The sequence below is a fragment of the Beijerinckia sp. L45 genome (assembly GCF_009765775.1).
GTDB lineage: Bacteria > Pseudomonadota > Alphaproteobacteria > Rhizobiales > Beijerinckiaceae > RH-AL1.
Genome location: NZ_LMUU01000021.1, coordinates 1 through 3,875 on the forward strand (window position 1 = coordinate 1; position 3,875 = coordinate 3,875).

1 protein-coding gene is annotated in these 3,875 nt (G+C 68.3%); it reads left to right on the forward strand.

What is annotated here, in order from left to right; genetic code table 11:
• The coding region (locus GSQ79_RS01375; RefSeq protein ID WP_158806947.1) for a DUF3320 domain-containing protein at positions 1–3,203 on the forward strand (3,203 nt) is incomplete at its 5' end.
• Positions 3,204–3,875 lie beyond the last annotated feature (672 nt).

Below are 3,875 nucleotides of genomic sequence, written 5' to 3' on the forward strand. Positions count from 1 at the left end.
CGCTCACCGAGCACGCCTTGCACGGCGTCGGTGCAACCGAACTCCAGCCTTCGGAGCTCGACCGGCTCGTCCCGCGCATTGAGGCGACAGCCTACGCCGTCGAGCGCCTCGTCGTCGACCTCGCGAGCCTTACGGCACGTCTCGGGATCGTCCCCGCGGTGGACCGCTCCGGCGCGGAGCGCGTCCTGAACCTCCTACGCGCGGTGCAGGCGCTGCCGCGCGGAGCCGCCGCGATGGCGGCGGCCCTCGCCTCGAGCCGGCCCCCTGGCGTCAGCGCGGCCGTCACCGCAGGCAAGCGCTTCGCCGAGGTCCGCGCGGCGCATGCGACGACCTTCACCGACAGGGTCTGGGACATCGCCGTGCGCGACGTCCGCGGCGGCATCCTCCATGGACGGCATTCGTTCTTCGCCCGCTGGGGCGGGCGCTATCGCAACGCCTGCCACGACCTCTCCACGCTTCTCCGCGAGCCCTTGCCGCCCGGCGTTGCGCCGCGTCTCGCGCTAGCCGAGGCCGCCGTCGATCTCCGCCAACGCCACGATGCCTTCCTCGCCGCGGCCAAGGGGATGGACGTGGCGCTCGGCGCAAGCTGGCGCGGCGCCGACACGAACTTCGACGCCCTGTCCCGCGCCGATGATCTCCTCGCCTGGCTCGCCACGCTCGACGACGCCCCGGGCGTCGACCGGCTCCTAATCCTCCACGCCGAACCAGGTTTCGACGCCCTCTTCGGCAGCCTCTGCGCGCTCGTCGGCGACGCCGATGCGAATATGGCGGAGACGGTGCGCGCTCTGGCCGTGGATCTGACCCGGACCTTCGACGCTGGGTCGCTCGATCGCGTGGACCTATCCACCTTCGCCTCGCGCTGCCGGCACTGGATCGCTGCACGCGAGCGCTACGACGAGTGGGCGAGGCTCTCCGCCTCGCACGATCGGCTTCGTCCGCTCGCACCGAAGCTGACCGCGGCGATCGCCGGAGGTTTGCTGCCTGCGGCCGAGGTCGCGGGCGTCCTGCGCGCCGCCTGGGCGGAGTCCGTCTGGACGCGGGCCGTGACGGCGGTCCCCGAGCTGCGCCGCTTCGACGGCGAGGAGCGCGACCGCGTGGTCGCCGAGTTCAGAGGGCTCGACAAGGCGAGGCGGGCGACGGACGCCGCCACCATCCGCCACCGCCACGTCGCGGCGATGCCGCGCGGCTCGTTCGGTCCGATGGCCGTCATCCGCGGCGAGATCGCCCGCAAGCGCGGACACATGGCGGTCCGCCGGCTCGTCAAGGAGGCGGGGCCAGCCCTTCAGAAGATCAAGCCGGTCTTCCTCATGAGCCCGATCTCCGTCGCGCAGTACCTGCCGCCGGCTTCCGTCACCTTCGACCTCCTCGTTATCGACGAGGCGAGCCAGATCCGGCCGGAGGACGCGCTCGGCCTCGTCGCGCGGGCCAAGCAGATCGTCGTCGTCGGCGACAAGAAGCAGCTACCGCCCACCTCGTTCTTCGACCGCGTGACGGCCGACGAGGAGGAGACCGACGACGACGCCGAGCGCGAGGACGTGCCCCTCGGCGCAAAGGCCACCGCGATGGAGAGCATCCTGTCGCTCTGCGAGGCGCGCGGCCTCGGCGGCCGCATGCTGCGCTGGCACTACCGCTCGCGCCACCCCTCGTTGATCGCCGTCTCGAACGCCGAGTTCTACAAGCACCTCGTGATGCCGCCGGCGCCCGACACCGAGCGCCGCACCCAGGGGCTTGTGCTTCGCCGCGTTTATGGTGCCTACGACCGCGGGGGCAAGCGCAACAACCTCGTCGAGGCCGAGGCGATCGTTGATGCGGTCGCGGCGCACGCCCGCGAGGCAAACGGCCTCACGATCGGCATCGTCACCTTCTCGACCGCGCAGCGCGACACCGTCACCGAGGCGCTCGAGGCGCGGCGTCGTGTCGATCCCGCGCTCAAGGCGCTGCTTGGCCGTGAGGGCGGCGAGGACGAGGTCTTCGTCAAGTCGCTCGAAAACGTCCAGGGCGACGAGCGCGACGTCATCCTCATCTCCATAGGATACGGACCGCGCACTGCCGGCGCCAAGCTCGACAGCATGGCGTTCGGGCCGGTGTCGGGGGAGGGTGGCGAGAGGCGCCTCAACGTGCTGTTCACTCGTGCCCGCGAGCGCTGCGAGATCTTCGCATCGTTCGGTGCCGGCGACATCGCGCTGGAGCGCACCAAGGGTGAGGGCGCCCGCGTGCTCAAGCGCTTCCTCCAGTACGCCGAGACCGGCGTGCTCGAAGAGCACCGCTCGGTGGGCGAGGGCTGCGACTCGCCCTTCGAGGAGAACGTCTCCGACGCCATCGAGGCGATGGGCTACCGCGTCGAGAGGCAGATCGGCAGCGCCGGGTTCAGGATCGACCTCGCCGTCCGTCACCCCGATCAGCCCGGCCGCTTCATGCTGGCGATCGAGTGCGATGGCGCGACCTACCATTCCGCGCTGTGGGCCCGCGAACGCGACCGCATGCGCCAGGAGGTTCTCGAGAACCTCGGGTGGCGCTTCCACCGCATCTGGAGCACGGACTGGTTCTACCGCCGCGGCGCCCAGCTCGAACGCCTGCGCATGGCGTTGGAGGCGGCGGCGTCCGAGGTCGCGAGCGCGTCGACGGTTATGACGCCGTCGGATGTCGCGCCGCCGGTCGCGGCCGGTCTTTCGGTCGATGACGACGCCATCGCCGACGAGGCCCGTGCGCCCGCTTACGTGATGGCTGTCGTGGCGGTGCCTCGGCACCTCGAGCCGCACGATGTGTCGCTCGCCAAGGCTGCGGCAATCGTCCTCGAGATCATCCTTCAGGAAGGACCCATCAGCAGAGACGAGGTCGCCCGCCGCTTTGGTTCGCTGTTTGGCAAGGAGCGGACAGGCGCAAGGATCGTGCAGGCGGCAGACGCCGCGTTGCGCCGTCTGATCGATGGCGGCTCGCAAATCCTGGTTGAGGACCGCTTCTGGATGACGCCCGAGCAGCGCGACGCGACGCCGGTTCGCAGCAGGGCAGAGGCGCCTCTATCCCTGCAGAAGGCGGAGGCGATCTCGCCGCGCGAGTTCGCGGCCGCCATCGCCATCGCCGAGCGCGAGAACGGCAAGCTCACGCCGCAGGAGCTGCCGATCGCGGTTTCCCGCGTCTTCGGCTTTCAGAGGGCGGGACCTGACTTCAGGTCGGCCGTTCTGGATGCCGCGTCTCGGTCTTAAGGTCCGCGAAAGAGTATGTGACTTAGGTCGACGAGATTGAATAAATCTCCGTGCAGCCGAACATCATTGAACTCCACTTCGCGGAGCCATGTGGGCCAGTTGTTTGGTATCTTACTTATTGGTTCGTCGACGGACTGGTAGGTCACGCTCAGCAATCTTACGCCAGGCCCGACGGTTGCAGGCAGATCTTCCGGATCGACCAAACGCTCGCGAAGTGGCGATGTTGGCGGTGGGCGTGAGGAGCAGCCCTTCTTTTATCGCCGCTGCGACGGTGAACACAAACGTCGACGCGCTTAAGACGTAGGCGAGCCAAGCCGAGACGATCTTTAATTCAGTCTCGGTTACTGGCATAGCGTCGTGAATACTCCGATCGGGCGGCTGGCGCGGCCAGGGTGCCGATCGTGAGGTTGTATATCCCCGCAAGGAGCGGGCACGAAGCCAAACCGCCAGCCACGATGAATGCCGAACGGCCGATGGTCCGGGCCGTTGATCCCTACGTCTCCGACGTGTGATCGTCGAACTCGGCATAGAGGCGAGGGTTCGCCGTTTGCAGTCTTCAAGATGCATGGCCGCGTTCGCACGCCGGTACGATGTTTGCGCCTCTCGGTTCCACCGGCCTTGTACGTCATGAAGGAGCTCGGATTGATAGAACGCAAGGCGTGTCCATAGTGC